We start from the raw sequence: 16729 nt of genomic DNA on the forward strand, positions 1-16729 counted from the left end.
ATTCTGCTGCCCTTCTCAGGCAGCGATATCGCGTCGTGCCAATTCACATTGTGACCAGATTTCGCTCAACGCATTGATCAATCGATCAACCTCACCATCATCATGCACAGGCGATGGCGTTAAGCGAAGACGCTCTGTACCACGTGGCACTGTGGGATAGTTAATTGGCTGAACATAGATGCCGTGATTATCCATCAACCAATCACTGATAAATTTGCACTTATGCGCATCACCAACCATGACCGGAATGATATGGCTTGGGTTCGGCAAATGTGGGATACCAATATTATCCAGTGCCTTGCGTACTGTCTCCACGCGCTCTTTTTGCAGGTCGCGTTCTTCATTACTCTCTTTAAGATGTTGAATGCTGGCACAGGCGCCGGCTGCTACGGCTGGGGGCAGGGCGGTGGTGAAAATAAATCCACTGGCAAAGGTGCGGACATAATCGCAAAGGTCGCGTGACGCAGCGATATAGCCACCCATTACACCAAAGGCTTTGCCCAATGTACCTTCGATAACGGTAATCCGGTCCATCAGGCCTTCGCGCTCAGCGATGCCGCCACCACGCGGACCATAAAGGCCAACCGCATGCACTTCATCAATATAACTCATGGCATTATGCGCTTCACAGACATCCAATATCTCTGCAATCGGTGCAATGTCGCCATCCATGGAGTAAACACTTTCAAACGCCACCAGCTTGGGTCGATCAGGATCTAGTGATGCCAGCTTACGGTCTAAATCTTCCGGATTATTATGTTCGAAGATCATCCGATCTGCTTTGCTGTGGCGAATGCCTTCGATCATAGAGGCGTGGTTCAATGCGTCAGACAGTACCATGCAATTAGGAATGCGCGCAGCCAAAGTGCCCAAAGCAGCCCAGTTGGAAACATAGCCCGATGTAAAGAGCAGGGCGTCCTCTTTATTGTGCAAATCGGCCAGCTCTTTTTCTAAAAGAACGTGGTGGTGGTTGGTGCCGGAGATGTTGCGCGTTCCGCCAGCACCCGCGCCGCATTCGTCTATAACGCGGTGCATTGCTTCTGTGACTTTATGGTGTTGCCCCATGCCCAGATAGTCATTGGAGCACCAGACTGTGACTTCCGTAGTGCCATCTTCTACATAGCGTTTGGCATGGGGATATGATCCAGCCTTACGCTCAATTTCCGTGAAAACCCGATAACGGCCTTCATTGCGAACCGCTTCGAGTTCGTCCGAAAAAAACGCTTCATAGTTCATGGTAACTCCCTTAATTCAAATCTTCTTATTATTGTCGCGGATTGTCAATGATCTCTGCGTTAAGGCCCATTGCCATAAAGCGGAATCACGCATGGGTAATCCGAGAAAAATATGTTCAAGCGCCGCAAGCAAGCTCAAACAGCTTAGCAACGCGTATAATGTGGTTTGGTATATCCCATCTGTGATGAATGCCATTGTGCCGAAATAAAGTCCGAGGGCAAAAATGGCGGTGGTGCTGATGATCAGCATCGGGTGCAGTTTTTGTGGCCCGAAATAACTTTTCAAATAGTTGAGGTGGTGCGGCAGCAACTCATCACTAAAATGCGGCACGCCTTTGAAAATATTCAGCTTTGACGATAGGCGGAACACGAACAACAACCCAAAGGTGTAAGCGCCCGTGGCATTGTCAGTTACTGAACCGACTAGCAGCAAAAGCAGCAAGGTCATGGCCAAGGCAATCTCATGGTGAATAAGTGTCATACTGGCTAAGGAGAAACGCTTCCAACCTTGTGCGTTTTTAGGGCATTCTTCGCGCATCGGGCCTGCAACTGCGCCCGTTAGAAAGCTGATTTCATGCCAGCTCCAGATCAATAATCCGCCCAGAAAAGAGGCATAAATCGCCCATGAGGCCGTTTGATTGACGGTCAGCGCTATTAATGACAGGCCGCCACTGGCGCACAGTCCTGCGATAATCAATGCCCGTACTTGCGACTGATGCAGACGATGATGGATCATCGCCACCAGCCCGGTGCTGATGAACCACAATGCAATGACCGCAATGAAGGGCAGTATCAGAGCGGCGAAACTCACCATGCAGGCTGGAGCCTTATACGTTCTGGCAAGGCATTGGCCTTTGGCTTCATAAAATACATGCTGGCAAAATAATATCCGGCTTTGGCCATGTTCTTGACTTGGCCCAATTTGCCAGAAATGCCGCCGCGCATTTTTGCGTTTTCAATAGCGACAGAAGCGAGGCGCAGATTTTCCATTGCTTTACGGAAGCGCTGGTCATCCGTATCAATTTCTACTGGGAAGACCTGACGGCTGATCTGATTGCAAATGGCAAAAACATCATAGCCATATTGCGCAGGATCAACGCCCAATGCTTCATGAAAGATTGGGCGATTATGATCGCGTACATACATTGTGGCATATACCGACAAGAGGAAGAAGCGGATCCACAGCTTGTTCGCGCCTTTTAGCAATTTGGGGTCTGCTCGGAGCATCATGGCAAAGGCTTCACCATGACGAAATTCGTCATTGCACCAGTCTTCAAACCAGTCAAAAATCGGATGGAATTTCTTATCAGGATTTTTGTCCAAATGGCGGAAAATGGTAATATAGCGCGCATAGCCGATTTTCTCTGACAGATAGACCGCATAGAAAATGAACTTTGGTTTGAAATAGGTGTATTTTTTCGACTTGGTCAAAAAGCTGAGATCAACACCGATACCAGCACCCTTTAATGTCTCATTGATAAACCCGGCATGGCGGCTTTCATCGCGCGCCAGGAGTTTAAAAATGCGTTTCATGTCAGGGTTTTTCGTGCGCTTCGCAATTTCTGCGTAAAGGATGCAGCCCGAAAATTCAGAGGTGAGCGAGCTTGCCAGAAAATCGATAAACTCTTTTTGCAGCTCTGGCTCCAGATTTTCAATCACGCCATCAAATGCGTCGGTCTTACGGAAGTGACGCTTGTTAGTGTCGTCCTCCATTTCCTCCATCAATGCTTCCCATTCGTCACGAACGGGGGAGATATCGATCTTATCCATTGCGTCGAAATCAGTGGTGTAAAAGCGCGGCGACAGGACGGTATCCTGTGTCGCAATGGCCATGGTATCAGGAGCATCTGACAATGGCGCTTTGGCGCTTGCATTATGTGCGGCGTCGTGCCCAACTTTGCTATGCGCGTTCATTACAACCTCCCTGCGGTGAAACTAACTTCATATAATTCCGCCATTTCAAAATAACCGGCAATCTTGGTATAGGCCCGGCGTAAGGGGCTGGCGCGGCTTATGGTGACGGTACGATCTTCGACTATTTTTTCGCCAAATGTCATTTGGATTGGTTTGCCATGAACACGAACCTTGTCGCCTGGAAAGATCGGCAGATTGCCTTCCAGCTCAACATGCGCGTGAAAATGATCAGGGCTTTGCTCGATCTCTATCCGACAATTGGTGTCAAAATGTTCGCTGAACATAAGGGATTCCATTATCACTTTTCCCCCAAAATACGTTCGAAGCTGGCCGTTTGATTATCACCAAAACCAATAAGTTCACGGCTGCGGCCCGTTACGGGGTCTCGCAATGATAGAGCGCCATTTTCCCACCGCGTGAGAATGAATGGCTGATCAGCAGTGCCTCCTGCGGCCAGACGTTGCTTGGCCATGCCGCGGACAATGGCCCGCAAAAAGCCGCTTTCACCATAAGGGACGGTCATCACTTCATTCTGTGTTTGTGCATCGGTGATCAGCACGCTGCCATCTTGCGTATCAGCAAAGAGCAATTGGCGTTCAACGGAGGGCGCAATATTTGCTGCACTGCGTGAAAGTTGAGGATTACCCGATGGCGCAATCCAACCAAGGCGAACGGCACCCGCCATCATCACAATAACGGCAAGCATGATCCCGATAGCGATCAATACTTCTCGCGGAACCTGCAGGTCATCATGATTATGGCCCAGATGATGCGCGCCTTGATGCTGGTGGGTCATGCTGGCAGAGCCCCCTGACCAGAGACAGGGCGGACATTAGCGCCCGATGATGCATGGTGTGCAGCAGCCGGCGCAACATCCTGCAATTTGCTGGTGGCGTGAAACATCAATTGCGCAACATTTTTCGGCTCGACAATAGCTCTTAGCATTGGCCGCGGAGAGATGAGGCGCAAAGACCGCGCATGTGGCCACAACATGGCATAGCCCATTTTGGGTTTGCCTTTCAGTGTCAGCATGATGTTACCATGATCACCGGACAGCATTTTCAGATCCGCAGTGTCGATCTGGCTCAATGGAATATTGACATATTTGTCCAGCGCAACGCCGATACGCAGCACCAAGCGTTGATTGGTGAGGGTGTAAACGCTGGTCTTTTCAACGCCAATTGCAAATGCCGAAAACAGGGCCAAAGCAACAAAACCAGAGATGATCACGATCAAAGCCGTTACTGGGCCGCTCTCAATCATGCCATATACGGTCATGACCGCAATATAGATACCCAATAGACGAACGTGGAGGGCAGAGCGTATCAATGTTTTCCAGTCCGGTGCACCTTGCCAGAGGACGGTTTCGCCCTCCAACAGGTCGCCATTCAGGCCGCGTATCGGTTCATATTGAAAGTCGCTCATAAGAACGGCTCCTGACGCGCGCGGTTTGCATAAAGGTAACCGCCACCAAAATAGGCCATGGCGCGTTCCTCTTCATAGCGGGTAATGATACCGGCTTTCTCTGGAACTGGCGCATTGGCAAATTCATCCGCATTCAATGCATCAATGATAATGGTACCTTTTTTGGCACGCACGACGCACATGGGCATGGGCACCAACACTTTTTTTGCTCCAGTATCTACTTCCAGATAGCGGATGACATGCTCAGCCTGATCAACCCAGATATCTGTTATCGGCCCAGCTTCTTTGCCATCTGCGCCAATAGCCGTCAGACCGCGCGGATCTGGATCTTTTTCGACAACATGCATATGGCTGTCACCAATAGGCACGATACGCGGTTTGCCGTCAAAGGTAAGGTCGGGAGTGCGTGAACGCTCAGCAAATGCTGCAGGGCCCAAGCCATCTTCCAGCGGATTACCAGTCGGGTAATAGGGCGCACCCATGGAACGGAATGTGCGCTTGCCCGCAACGTCTACAGGCTGACGCGCTTCATTTTCCGGAGTGGCGGTGCCTTGACCATGTGGCAAATGAAAGGTTTTGGGCGATGCGATCAGCAATGGACCAGCTTGCGAGTCTACACGGCCAGTCGCCTCATTTTCCATTGGGAAACCTTCCCGTCGGCCTTCGCGCTGCAGGTAGAAAACCAGTGCGATAAAAAAGCCGATAAACAGTATAAATATCAGTTCTGTTAGGCCAAATGTGCCTGCTAGTTGAATATCATTCATAACCTATCTCCATTCACTTCCTGCCGCGATTTTCATTACGCATATTCATGTCGGGAACTCTCTTAGACCGAAGCTCTCCGCCTCTTCATTGTGGTGCTGAGCACCCAGCCCGATAACCGGGCCAAGGATGATAAGCGTTACAATTAGTAAAATTATTTCAATGGTATAGACGGTGCCATAACCGGTTGCGCGATAGGCCAAAGTTGCGCCCATAGCGTCAACCAGTGCCAATGCGCTGACCCCGTCACGTATCAACCCGCCCAATGCGATACCCAGTCCGGCACAGCTTGCCTGAACAGCGCCCCATGCACCTAATGCAAGGCCCGAATTGCCATCGCGCGACAAGTCCATTGCCGCAATCATTGTGCCGATTGAGAAAAGGCCAGTGCCAAAGCCGATAGCGGTTGCCCCGGCGAATAGCAGAGGTACAGAGCCGGTAGGTGCCGCAAATAATGTCATCATAAAGGCCAGTGATCCGGCCGCTGTGCCATAGCCAGCGAGCCGCAGTGGATCGGACCCAGTGGACATGCGGCGCGCACAATAGGCAAAAGCCACCAGTGCGCCCAATGCCCATGCACCGGTCAATGCGGTGGAGCCGCCAACCGACATGCCCAGAACTTCACCGCCATATGGCTCTAGCAAGGCATCCTGCATGGCAAAGGCCATTGCGCCAAAACCAACAGCCCATAACAATCTTTTAGTGCCGCGCCCTTGTGTGAAGCTGCGCCAGATTTGGGAGAAACTCTGCTCAGCCTGCTCAGCTTTGATACGAGCTGACTTTCTGCCTTCCTGCTTCCACAAAGCGATGACGTTCAAGAGCAAACTAAGCACTGCTGCGCCTTGAATAACCTGTGCCAATCGGGTGGAAGAAAAGTCCATGAGCAAATTGCCCATGACGAACGACGCCAGCATCATACCGACCAGCAGCATGACATAGAGCAGGGCAACAACACGTGGCCGTTTATCTTTAGGGGCTATATCAGTGGCAAGCGCCAAGCCGGCAGTTTGCGTCACATGCATACCAGTGCCGACCAGCAGAAATGCTCCGCAAGATGCAACCAGGCCGAGTGTGAAGACATCGGCGCGGCTAAGCAGGATGAGTGCGAAGGGCATGATGGCCAACCCGCTAAACTGCATCATGGTGCCGAACCAAATATAGGGTACTCGCCGCCAACCCAGAACGGATTTGTGCGTATCGCTACGATGGCCAATGAGTGCGCGGAAGGGCGCTATGAGCAATGGAATGGCAATCATCAGTGCAACTATCCATGTCGGCGTGCCAAGCTCTACAATCATCACGCGGTTAAGCGTGCCATTGAGCAATACCGCAGCCATACCAACAGTGATTTGAAACAGAGAAAGGCGCAGGATGCGCGACAGGGGCATGTCAATGCTACCGGCATCGGCAAAGGGCAGGAAACTATACCCGATATTTTGCCAAAAAGGCACCGAAGGCCGGTTCTTACTCATGCTCGGCTGATGCCCATTGCTTGTGATTTATAAAAACCGCTGGAAACCCGCTCGGTAAAATCGATTGTCCAGCCCGGCATCGTGGAGGTGATAGCGCGCGACAGCACTTTCTCACTCACAGGCTTGATGGCGGGCGAGCGATCGTTGCGCGGAAACATCTTGCCAGCAACATGCATGGTGCGCAGCAAAGGCGTACCCGGCGCGAAGGTGAACACAATATGCTTGGTACGTGAAGACCATGCGCGCAGCACGGACATAATATCGTCAACGCCATAATGGATCAGCGAGTCCATCGCCACGACATGATCAAAATTGCCCAGATTGTGGCTGCGCATATCGCCCACATGCCATGCGATATTCAGTGCGTCGGCATTTACTTCAGCCTCTGCGCGTTGTTCAGCAACATCGACAAGGCCTTGAGCAACATCAATCGCCAGAACCTCTGCGCCGCGTTCTGCTGCAATGATAGACAAGGCTCCAGTACCGCATCCGGCATCCAGCAAACGCTGTCCCTGCATATCTTGAGGCAGAGCGTCGAGCAGGCGCGCGCGCATGGCATCACGGCCGGCGCGCACCGTTGCGCGGATGCCGCTAACCGGTACGTCAGAGGTCAAATCTTCCCAGGCTTTGCGTGCTGTTTTGTCGAAATAGGTTTCGAGCGCAGCGCGATTGTCCTGATAGGAAGTAGAGGAGAGGCCTTGTTCAATCATGTGATATGTCCGTCATTCGAAGCCCAGAAAATCAAAGATATCCCGGTCTTTCATGGGGTTGGCCTGTTGTGCTTCTGCACCTTCATAAAGAGTGCGGGCAAGGTTGAGATATTCCTGACGCGCTTCTTCCACTTCTGGGGAATCCGGCATTTCGAACAAAGTACATTTTTTGAGGCGCGACCGGCGAATAGCGTCCAAATCCTTGAAATGCGCCAGCCGCTTCATGCCAATGGCATCGGAGAAGCGGTCAATCTCGTCTGTCTCTGCTGAGCGGTTGGCAACAACACCCGCTAGCCGGACATTATAGTTTTTCGCTTTGGCATTAATGGCTGCCACAATGCGGTTCATGGCGAAGATGCTGTCAAAATCATTGGCAGCAACCACCACGGCATTGTCCGCATGTTGCAATGGCGCAGCAAAGCCGCCGCACACAACATCGCCCAATACATCAAAGATGACGACATCTGTATCTTCCAGCAAATGATGCTGTTTCAGCAATTTCACCGTCTGGCCGACCACATAACCACCGCACCCTGTGCCCGCGGGCGGTCCACCGGCCTCAACACACATTACGCCGTTATAGCCTTCGAACATAAAATCTTCGACGCGCAGCTCTTCGCTGTGAAAATCGACTGTTTCCAGAACGTCGATCACTGTTGGCATCATTTTCTTGGTCAGCGTGAATGTGCTGTCATGTTTTGGGTCACAGCCAATTTGCAAAACGCGGTGGCCCAATTTTGAAAAGGCCGCTGATAGGTTAGACGATGTTGTTGATTTGCCAATGCCGCCCTTACCATAGACCGCAATAACCTTTGCGCCCTTAATCTGGTCCTGCGGATCCAATGCAACCTGTACGCTGCCTTCACCGTCGGGTGGGGTATCGCTGCCATCAAGTAATGTCATTTTTCATGCTCCTCATTCTGCAGGCACCAGGCCTTCCAGCCGGTCCTCCAGATCGTCGCTTGCCGCTTTCAGGGCGGCGAGTGTTTCTGCATCAGGGTGCCAAAGATCGCGTTCGCATGCTTCAAGCAAGCGGTCGGCAACGCGGGCAGATGATTTTGGATTAAGTTCAGCCAAACGCGCGCGCATTACATCGTCCAGCACAAAGGTCTCACTGATCTTCTGATAGACCCATGGGGAGACTGTCTTTGTGGTGGCGGACCAACCCATGGTATTGGTAACATGCGCTTCGATATTGCGCACACCTTCAAACCCGTGCTTCAACATGCCTTCATACCATTTGGGGTTCAGCATGCGGGTGCGTGTTTCCAAGTCAATTTGTTCACCAAGGGTCCGCACTTTTGCTTCGCCCTGTGTGGCATCGACAACATAGACAGGCGTTGCTTTGCCGCGCGCTTTTTCGACGGCCTTGGTAATGCCGCCTAGGCCATCGACATAATGGTCGATATCAGTGACGCCTAGCTCTACGGATTCCAGATTTTGATATGTTAGTTCCACATCTGCCAGCTCGCTTTCCAGCAACGCGCGATGTTGAACCGGGCTTCCATGGCGACCATAGGCATAGCCTTTTTTCGCCTCGAACATATTGGCCAACTCTTCTGGATCGTCCCATGTGCCGCCATCAATCATCTGATTAACATTGGCGCCATAAGCACCTTCGGCATTGGAAAATACACGCAGTGACGCAGTTTCCATATCGCATTCATGCTTGTGCATATGTGCCAAGCTATGTTTGCGGACAAAGTTCTGCTCCAAAGGCTCGTCCACCGTACTGGCAAGCCAGCTTGCTTCGGCAATCATCCGCGTTTGAAGGGGGAGCAGATCGCGGAAAATTCCAGATAATGTGACAACAACATCGATCCGGGGACGGCCTAACTCTTGCAGGGGAATAAGTTCGGCGCCAGCCAAACGGCCATAATCGTCAAATCGCGGTCTTGCACCAATCAGCGCTAAGGCCTGTGCGATCTGGCTACCCTCGCTCTTTAAATTGTCGGTGCCCCACAGCACCATCGCAATGCTCTCGGGCAAGTTGCCGCCATCAGCTTGATGCCGGGCAACCAGTTGCTCCGCTTGCGTTACGCCTTGTGCGCAGGCAAATTTGCTGGGGATACGGAACGGGTCGAAACCGTGAATGTTGCGGCCGGTGGGCAGGACATCAACATTGTTCAAAACATCGCCGCCCGGTGCAGGCTTAACATAGGCGCCGTCCAGTGCCCGCATGAGTGAGCCCAGCTCGTCGCAGCTGTCCAGTTTTTCGCTAATTTCTTCGCGCGGGATATCGGGGCTGGCAGCAACCATTGCATCAACCAGATCACTGCGCTCTTGTGCGTCCAGCGCACCACCAAGGACGTGCAGGCCTTGCGGAATAAGCTCACGCTCCATTTCATAAAGCCGGCCTGGCAGGCTTTCCAAATCGCCAAACTCAATATCCAGTTCATTGCAATGATCGCGGATCATTTCTTCCAGATCAGCGCGTTCTGCATCGTCACTGCGGGTCGCGCGATAGCGCTCCAATAATGTTTTGAGATCGGCAAAACCTTTATACAGGCCAGCTTCTGCCAAAGGTGGTGTTAGGTAGCTGATCAATGTCGCGCCAGAACGGCGTTTAGCGATAATGCCTTCAGACGGATTGTTGGAGGCATAAAGATAATGGTTCGGCAAATCGCCAATCAGGCGTTCCGGCCAGCATTTGCCTGTCATGCCGGTTTGCTTTCCGGGCATGAACTCCAACGCACCATGTGTGCCAAAATGCAGTACAGAATGAGCGGCGAAATCTTCGCGGATATAGCGATAAAAGGCAGAGAAAGCGTGTGTTGGGGTGAATGTACCCTCAAACAACAGACGCATTGGGTCACCTTCATAACCAAATGCTGGCTGCACGCCGACAAACACATTGCCGAAATGCGCACCCAATATCTGGATATTGCGGCCATCACTTTGTTGACGCCCGGGGGCAGAACCCCATTGTGCCTCAATCTCAGCCAAATAGGGTTCACGGCGCACATGGTCATCCGCGCTAATCTGCGCGGCAACATTGGCATCTGCGCCATATTGCTCCGCATTGCCTTTCAGCAATATGTCGCGCAGCGCATCAACATTTTCCGGAACGTCGACATCATAACCCTCTTCCTTCAAGCGGGAGAGTGTTGCGTGAAGCGATTCAAAAACAGCCAGAAATGCTGCACTGCCCGTGGCACCCGCATTGGGCGGGAAGTTGAACAAAACCACAGCCAGTTTGCGCTGCGCTTTTTCCGCGCGGCGCATTTCTATAAGTTTGCGCACTTTACCTGCCAAAGCAGATGCACGTTCCGGGCAGCTTTGCATGGCCCGTACTTTGCTGTCTTCGGCAAAATGGCAATTGCGCTCACAGCCTGAACAGCCTTTGGGGTCACCATCAGAGCGCCCGCCAAATACGGTTGGTGCGATGGCACCGTCCAATTCCGGAATAGCCAGCATGATCGTGGTTTCCAGCGGCAAAAGCCCCATTTGGCCTTTGCTCCAGCTTTCCAGTGATTGAAACTCTATTGGGTGGGCGGCGATATAAGGCACGTCGAGAGCGCTCAGTGTTTCGACTGCGGCATCAACGTCATTATAGGCGGGGCCACCGACAAGTGAAAAACCAGTAAGATTTATAACAGCGTCAACCGAGCATTGACCGTCGATCATGAAATATTTGTCAATCGCCGGACGGGAATCAAGGCCATTGGCAAAGGCGGGGATCACTCTAAGGCCTTGTGCTTCCAGCGTCTCTATCATGCCATCATAATGGCCGGTATCTTTGCCAAGCAGATAAGAGCGCAGCATCAATACACCGACAGTTCCGACCGGTTTTTTGGGTGAGGGCAGTGCGCTGGCATCTTCACCAATCTGCATAGGCAAATCCGGATGATAAACGCCCACTTCGGGGTATTCGCGCGGCGGGGCTATTTCGAAACTGCCATTTAAGGCAGCGCGTTCGCCACTGGCATAGCGGTTGACCAGATTGCGTACCATGTCGACGACATTATCGTCTGATCCGGCAAGCCAATATTGCATGGTCAGGAAATATTGGCGCACATCCTGTGCAGCACCTGGAATGAACCGCAATATTTTCGGTAAGCGCCGCAGCATCCGCATTTGCTTTGCACCGGAGCTGCCAGTTGCTTTTTTGGAGCCGCGCAGTTTTTTGAGCAAAGCCATTGGCCCTTTTGCGGGCTTGTCCATGCGGTAATTGCCCAGCCGGGTCAGCTTCACAATATCCGATGTCGACATAATGCCAACAATGGCATCGCAATCATCAGCGCGTGCTTGCAGGGCAGAATGGATTGCGCGGACCTGATCCTCGATAAACAACATGGTCACGATAATCACATTGGCACTGGCAATCGCCGTCTTTGCTCTTTCCAACACAGAGGGGTCACGATCCCAATCAGATGCAGCAAAAAGCTCTACATGGATATTGTCTTGCGCCAGTTGCTGATTGGCCCGTTCAACGGCTGCGCCCAGATGGTTGTCCAGCGTAATAATTACGGTGCGAACTGGCGCATTTGCCGAAGCGGCATTTTGGGGGGAGGATGACTTACCGGGCATAATGGGCCTTAGCCTCATAAAGTGTGGCGAGTTCTATCGTCTCCAACCCTTGCTCGGCTGCGAATGTCTCGGTGTTCCTGCGCGCTTTGCCACGAACAAAAAATGGTATTTTCTTCAGTTCTTTATCAGCGTCCGCGCTCCACATGATCAGGCCATCTGTCGGGTTTGCAGCTGGTGCGGCATTGGCATTTTTTGGGACGTCATTGGCAGTTTCGTGAGCGTCGTTGGCAGTTAAGCTATGTATTTCGGTTTTTGCGGCTTTCGCAGCGCTATGACCCGGGCCCAAATGCGATGCGCCTGCACCGTCGTGAAACTCGAAATCGTCACGGAACATGGTGAGCAAATGCTCTTCCAACCCCATGACCAATGGATGAACCCACTCATCAAACAGCACATTTGCGCCTTCAAAACCCATATGCGGGGAATAGCGTGCGGGGAAATCCTGCACATGCACAGGCGATGAAATTACGGAACAGCCAATGCCGAAACGCTTGGCGATATGACGTTCCATCTGTGTACCCAAAACCAGTTCGGGATGCGCCTCTTCAATCGCTTTTTCGACCGCTAGATGATCATCGGTAATGAGCGGTTCGACGTCATAAAGTTTTGCCGCCGCTCGGATGTCCCGGGCATATTCGCGATTGTAACAGCCAAGTCCGCAGACTTTGAAGCCCATCTCTTCATGCGCAACACGCGCTGCGGCAACGGCATGGCTAGCATCACCAAAGATAAAGACCCGCTTACCGGTTAGATAGTTGGAATCCACCGAACGGCTCCACCAGCCCATGCGCGATAGGCCCTCTGCCAGCATGGGGCTGGGGTCAATGTCTGCCAGTGCCGCAACTTCACGGACAAAATCCTGCGTTGCATTAACACCGATAGGGACAGTGGTGACTTTGGGTTGACCAAATTCGCGCTTCAAAAAGTCAGCGGCCATTTCGCCCGTTTCGGGGTAGAGCACGATGTTGAAATCGGCAGCGCCCAAACGCTGAATATCGGCCATATTGGCACCTAGCGGCGCCGTAACATTGACGTTTATGCCCATAGCGTGGAGCAGGCGTGTAATCTCCACCACATCATCGCGGTGACGGAAACCCAGAGCCGTTGGGCCGAGCAAATTGACCAAAGGACGGCGCTTCCCATTGGGGCCTTCCTTGGGTTCCGGGCGGATATTCTTGTCCACCAAATTGCGCACAATCTGATAGAAAGTCTCTGACGCACCCCAGCTTTCCTTACGCTGATAGCTTGGCAGTTCCAGTGGTACGATTGGGATGGGCAGGCCCATTTTCTCAATCAAACCAGCAGGGTCATCCTGAATAAGTTCTGCTGTACAAGAGGCACCAACCAGCATGGCATCAGGCTTAAAGCGCTCTATACTATCGCGGGCCGCATCTTGGAAAAGTTCTGACGTGTCTTTGCCCAGATCGCGTGCCTGAAATGTTGTGTAGGTTACGGGCGGGCGTTTGCCACGCCGTTCAATCATGGTGAACAGCAGGTCGGCATAGGTGTCGCCTTGCGGTGCATGCAAAAGATAATGGATGCCATCCATGGCGGTTGCTACGCGCATTGCGCCTACATGGGGCGGGCCTTCATATGTCCAGACGGCAAGCTGCATGACTATACCCTCAACACATCACGGCGGCGCAAAGGCCGCGCAAACAATTCGGCCAGATCACCCGCTTGATCAAAACCATGAATGGGGGAGAAGACGAGCTCAATCGCCCATTTGGTTGATAATCCCTCTTGCTCCAGCGGATTGGCCAGACCTAGGCCGCAAACGGTGAGGTCGGGTTTTTCGGCGCGAACACGGTCTAGCTGCTTGTCGACATTCTGGCCCTCGCTCAATTGCACATGGCCAGGCAATAGTGTGAGTTCTTCTGCCAAATGGCCGCGATGCAAATAGGGCGTGCCCACTTCGGTGAGCACCATACCCAATTCGCGGGATAGGAAACGGGCCAATGGCACTTCCAATTGCGAATCCGGCATGAAGAAAATGGATTTTCCCGTCAGCTTTTCGCGTTGATGCGCTAGGGCTTTTTCTGCCCGCAATTGATAGGGCGCCAGAACAGCCTCTACATGCTCTGGGTCAATATCAAAGACCGCAGCAGCAGCACGCAGCCAATTGCTGGTACCTTCCACGCCAAAGGGGAAGAGGGCACTAATATGCTTTGCACCGCGTTCGTCCAAGGCTTGACCGGTATCGCCCAAAAAGGGCTGTGCCAGAAGATAATGGGTATTAGGACCGATTGCAGGAAGGTCGGCAACAGCGCGTTCGGGAAGACTGGCGACATTATGAATGCCAAGCTCCGCCAACAGGCGCATAAACTGGTCCTCTACGATATCGGGCAATGAGCCAACCAGGAGTAAGTTCTTTTCCGCATCCGGCGCGCTGTGCGGCATGATCGGCACCAGTGACGCCAAACAGGCATCTTCGCCTTGTGTAAAGGTCGTCTCAATACCGCTGCCGGAATAGTTGATAACGCGCACGAGCGGAGCATGTTTCGCGCCCAATCGCTGTGCGGCTTTTGCCAGATCGAGTTTGATGACTTCTGATGGACAACTGCCAACGAGAAATAGCGATTTGATTTCCGGGCGACGCTCCAGCAGCTGGTCCACTATGCGGTCTAGCTCTTCATTAGCGTCGGCCAACCCAGCCAGATCGCGCTCTTCCATAATGGCTGTGGCAAAGCGCGGCTCTGCAAAGATCATCACACCAGCAGCAGATTGCAGCAAATGCGCACATGTCCGCGAACCGACAACCAGAAAAAACGCATCCTGCATCTTGCGGTGCAACCAGATAATGCCAGTAAGTCCGCAAAAAACCTCACGCTGTCCACGCTCTTTTAAGATCGGAGCGCAATCGCCAGAGGCTTGACTGTTAATGGGAAGTGGCGCGTTCATGATGCGACCGCCAATGCTGGTGAGTTATCAGGTGATGATGCATCCAAATGAGCAGCACTGAGCCGCGCCAGCCGCAATTTGTACAGAAACTGTCCAGCATTGATGACATAGGTGCCGTAAGCTGCAAGTGCGACGTACATCCGGCCCTCACTGCTGCCCCAGCCGCCGAATAACATGGCAAGGTAGAGACTATGCAGTGCCAACACGGCCATGCTGAAAACATCTTCCCAGAAAAATGCCTTGGCAAACAGCCATTTGCCAAAAACCACTTTTTCCCAGATCGAGCCTGTAATCATGATCGTGTAAAGGATCATAGTCTTGGCGAAAATAGAGATATCCGCCGTCCATTGGCCTTCGCCGGTCTGTAAAAAACGGATGACGAAATAGAGGCTTATAACGAAAATAAGAAATTGAAGCGGGGCCAATATGCCTTGAACCAGTGTCCAAACCGACTCGTCGCGGCGTTTTTTCTGTTCGGCGGTGTAGAGTGACGCACTTGTTGGCAAGCCTTCGCAATCAAGCGATTTTACTGGCGCTTTTCCGCTATTTCCTAGCTCAAGATGACCTGCGTCAGACAGTGCCGAGACTCCTTTGATTAGGCATTGAGAATAGGAGCCATATATTCAAAGTGTCAAGTTTTTTTGACGTTCTAGAATGTTGACATTTTTTTATTTGTTAAATATCTATCGATGTATTAGTTTGGAATGACTTGGAGAGTGTGAACAACCTCCTTGTGGCCGACGTTATGGCACGCCGACCAGACTTCAGAGGAGAGTCTGAAATGGCTTCTAGATATGGGATTACGGATCTCCGCGCTCGACTTCGCAGCTGGCGTGATGGCGAGAAAAATGATCCTAATCAACAGGATCGCTCCTTAAGTTCTGATGGACAAAGTCGCATCAAAGTCAATGACGAATCCAATGATAATGACCTTTCGGTCTTGCTGGAAAGCCTGATTATCCCAAAACTTGTGTCCGGGAAAAGCGATTCGAATCCCTTGGGTTTTGGGCAATTTTGTGACGATTCCCTGATTTCTGATGATAGTGCGATGGCGCTTAATCTGCCCAAAAAAGTGCCAGAGCCAGATGGGTTTAGCGAAAAAGAGGTTAAAGACTTTGCCAATCAGATATTGGATGTAGATGCGTCCGAAACTTTGACCTTGGTTGAGCAGAAGCTTTCTGAAGGCTATAACGTCGATACTATCTATCTCAATCTTTTGGCCCCCGCGGCACGGTATTTGGGCGCGGAGTGGGAGAATGATAATCGCGATTTTGTTGATGTCACAATGGGGCTATGGCGATTGCAGGAGATTTTGCGCGAGTTGACATTGCGTAACCCGCCTAAAATAAAGGCGAGTAATGGTAGGCGTTCGGCTTTGTTCTCTACGATGGTGGGCGATCAGCACAGTTTCGGCACTCTGATGATTTCTGAATGCTTTCAACGCGCTGGTTGGTGTACAGATACGTTGATCGATCCATCAAAGTCAGATCTGACACATAAGGTGGCTGGAACATATTTTGATCTTGTTGGCCTGAATGTCAGCAGTGTCTGCACTGTTGCGCGCCTATCACAACTTATTAAGGGCATTCGCGCAGTGTCCAATAACCCTGACATTGTCATTTTGATAGGCGGTTTTGAGGTTGTGCAAAACCCTGCTCTTGTTAAAGAGTGTGGCGCAGATGGAACAGCCAAGGATGCCGCTGATGCTATCAACCTGGCTAATGAGCTTATACCGTTAAGAGTCAGTGCTTTTGAGCATCTGATCTAAGGCACTGAAGTA

15 protein-coding genes are annotated in these 16729 nt (G+C 51.8%); 1 reads left to right on the top strand and 14 read right to left on the bottom strand.

Annotated elements, in window-relative coordinates; all coding sequences use genetic code 11:
- Positions 1-15 precede the first annotated feature (15 nt).
- The 14 genes from hemA to bchF all read right to left on the bottom strand — a co-directional run bounded on the left by hemA (position 16) and on the right by bchF (position 15455).
- Positions 16-1236 carry a 5-aminolevulinate synthase gene (hemA, locus tag ACR9YC_RS04815; RefSeq protein ID WP_438730597.1) on the bottom strand — a complete coding sequence of 407 codons (1221 nt, stop codon included), beginning with the start codon at positions 1234-1236 and terminating at the stop codon, positions 16-18.
- A gap of 15 nt (positions 1237-1251) precedes the next feature.
- Positions 1252-2049, bottom strand: a complete 798-nt coding sequence (puhE, locus tag ACR9YC_RS04820) for a putative photosynthetic complex assembly protein PuhE (RefSeq protein ID WP_438730599.1) — start codon at positions 2047-2049, stop codon at positions 1252-1254.
- A complete protein-coding gene (gene acsF, locus ACR9YC_RS04825) occupies positions 2043-3068 on the bottom strand; it encodes a magnesium-protoporphyrin IX monomethyl ester (oxidative) cyclase (RefSeq protein WP_438731595.1) in 1026 nt (341 codons plus the stop codon). Before acsF ends, puhE begins: the two co-directional genes overlap by 7 nt.
- Before the next feature lie 80 nt (positions 3069-3148).
- Positions 3149-3433, bottom strand: coding sequence for a hypothetical protein (locus ACR9YC_RS04830; RefSeq protein WP_438730601.1), 285 nt, complete (start codon positions 3431-3433; stop codon positions 3149-3151).
- 14 nt (positions 3434-3447) lie between these two features.
- On the bottom strand, positions 3448-3945 hold the full coding sequence (gene puhC, locus ACR9YC_RS04835; protein WP_438730603.1) for a photosynthetic complex assembly protein PuhC: 498 nt from the start codon (positions 3943-3945) through the stop codon (positions 3448-3450).
- Positions 3942-4574: a photosynthetic complex putative assembly protein PuhB gene (puhB, locus tag ACR9YC_RS04840; protein WP_438730606.1), complete on the bottom strand. Its 633-nt coding sequence runs from the start codon at positions 4572-4574 to the stop codon at positions 3942-3944. Before puhB ends, puhC begins: the two co-directional genes overlap by 4 nt.
- Entirely contained in the window at positions 4571-5338 is a 768-nt protein-coding gene (puhA, locus tag ACR9YC_RS04845) for a photosynthetic reaction center subunit H (protein ID WP_438730609.1), read from the bottom strand. Before puhA ends, puhB begins: the two co-directional genes overlap by 4 nt.
- A 45-nt stretch (positions 5339-5383) precedes the next feature.
- Positions 5384-6808, bottom strand: coding sequence for a BCD family MFS transporter (locus ACR9YC_RS04850; protein ID WP_438730612.1), 1425 nt, complete (start codon positions 6806-6808; stop codon positions 5384-5386).
- Positions 6805-7518, bottom strand: a complete 714-nt coding sequence (gene bchM / locus ACR9YC_RS04855) for a magnesium protoporphyrin IX methyltransferase (protein WP_438730615.1) — start codon at positions 7516-7518, stop codon at positions 6805-6807. The genes ACR9YC_RS04850 and bchM overlap by 4 nt, the downstream gene beginning before the upstream one ends.
- A gap of 12 nt (positions 7519-7530) precedes the next feature.
- Entirely contained in the window at positions 7531-8421 is an 891-nt protein-coding gene (bchL, locus tag ACR9YC_RS04860) for a ferredoxin:protochlorophyllide reductase (ATP-dependent) iron-sulfur ATP-binding protein (protein WP_438730618.1), read from the bottom strand.
- A gap of 12 nt (positions 8422-8433) precedes the next feature.
- Positions 8434-12048 carry a magnesium chelatase subunit H gene (locus tag ACR9YC_RS04865; RefSeq protein WP_438730620.1) on the bottom strand — a complete coding sequence of 1205 codons (3615 nt, stop codon included), beginning with the start codon at positions 12046-12048 and terminating at the stop codon, positions 8434-8436.
- Entirely contained in the window at positions 12038-13663 is a 1626-nt protein-coding gene (bchB, locus tag ACR9YC_RS04870; RefSeq protein WP_438730623.1) for a ferredoxin:protochlorophyllide reductase (ATP-dependent) subunit B, read from the bottom strand. The genes ACR9YC_RS04865 and bchB overlap by 11 nt, the downstream gene beginning before the upstream one ends.
- A 2-nt stretch (positions 13664-13665) precedes the next feature.
- Positions 13666-14949: a ferredoxin:protochlorophyllide reductase (ATP-dependent) subunit N gene (locus tag ACR9YC_RS04875; RefSeq protein WP_438730625.1), complete on the bottom strand. Its 1284-nt coding sequence runs from the start codon at positions 14947-14949 to the stop codon at positions 13666-13668.
- Positions 14946-15455 (bottom strand): 2-vinyl bacteriochlorophyllide hydratase, encoded by a 510-nt coding sequence (bchF, locus tag ACR9YC_RS04880; RefSeq protein ID WP_438730628.1) that lies wholly within the window; start codon positions 15453-15455, stop codon positions 14946-14948. The genes ACR9YC_RS04875 and bchF overlap by 4 nt, the downstream gene beginning before the upstream one ends.
- Positions 15456-15730: 275 nt before the next feature.
- Here bchF and ACR9YC_RS04885 point away from each other — a divergent pair, with 275 nt between their 5' ends.
- Positions 15731-16717 (top strand): cobalamin B12-binding domain-containing protein, encoded by a 987-nt coding sequence (locus tag ACR9YC_RS04885; protein ID WP_438730631.1) that lies wholly within the window; start codon positions 15731-15733, stop codon positions 16715-16717.
- The last annotated feature ends 12 nt before the right edge of the window (positions 16718-16729 follow it).

The sequence above is a fragment of the Parasphingorhabdus sp. DH2-15 genome, from assembly GCF_051668705.1.
Lineage (GTDB): Bacteria > Pseudomonadota > Alphaproteobacteria > Sphingomonadales > Sphingomonadaceae > Alterisphingorhabdus.

Coding starts and splice junctions, on each gene's coding strand:
- hemA (WP_438730597.1), bottom strand. CDS start 1,236: ATGAACTATGAAGCGTTTTTTTCGGACGAACTCGAAGCGGTTCGCAAT.
- puhE (WP_438730599.1), bottom strand. CDS start 2,049: ATGGTGAGTTTCGCCGCTCTGATACTGCCCTTCATTGCGGTCATTGCA.
- acsF (WP_438731595.1), bottom strand. CDS start 3,068: ATGGCCATTGCGACACAGGATACCGTCCTGTCGCCGCGCTTTTACACC.
- ACR9YC_RS04830 (WP_438730601.1), bottom strand. CDS start 3,433: ATGTTCAGCGAACATTTTGACACCAATTGTCGGATAGAGATCGAGCAA.
- puhC (WP_438730603.1), bottom strand. CDS start 3,945: ATGACCCACCAGCATCAAGGCGCGCATCATCTGGGCCATAATCATGAT.
- puhB (WP_438730606.1), bottom strand. CDS start 4,574: ATGAGCGACTTTCAATATGAACCGATACGCGGCCTGAATGGCGACCTG.
- puhA (WP_438730609.1), bottom strand. CDS start 5,338: ATGAATGATATTCAACTAGCAGGCACATTTGGCCTAACAGAACTGATA.
- ACR9YC_RS04850 (WP_438730612.1), bottom strand. CDS start 6,808: ATGAGTAAGAACCGGCCTTCGGTGCCTTTTTGGCAAAATATCGGGTAT.
- bchM (WP_438730615.1), bottom strand. CDS start 7,518: ATGATTGAACAAGGCCTCTCCTCTACTTCCTATCAGGACAATCGCGCT.
- bchL (WP_438730618.1), bottom strand. CDS start 8,421: ATGACATTACTTGATGGCAGCGATACCCCACCCGACGGTGAAGGCAGC.
- ACR9YC_RS04865 (WP_438730620.1), bottom strand. CDS start 12,048: ATGCCCGGTAAGTCATCCTCCCCCCAAAATGCCGCTTCGGCAAATGCG.
- bchB (WP_438730623.1), bottom strand. CDS start 13,663: ATGCAGCTTGCCGTCTGGACATATGAAGGCCCGCCCCATGTAGGCGCA.
- ACR9YC_RS04875 (WP_438730625.1), bottom strand. CDS start 14,949: ATGAACGCGCCACTTCCCATTAACAGTCAAGCCTCTGGCGATTGCGCT.
- ACR9YC_RS04885 (WP_438730631.1), top strand. CDS start 15,731: ATGGCTTCTAGATATGGGATTACGGATCTCCGCGCTCGACTTCGCAGC.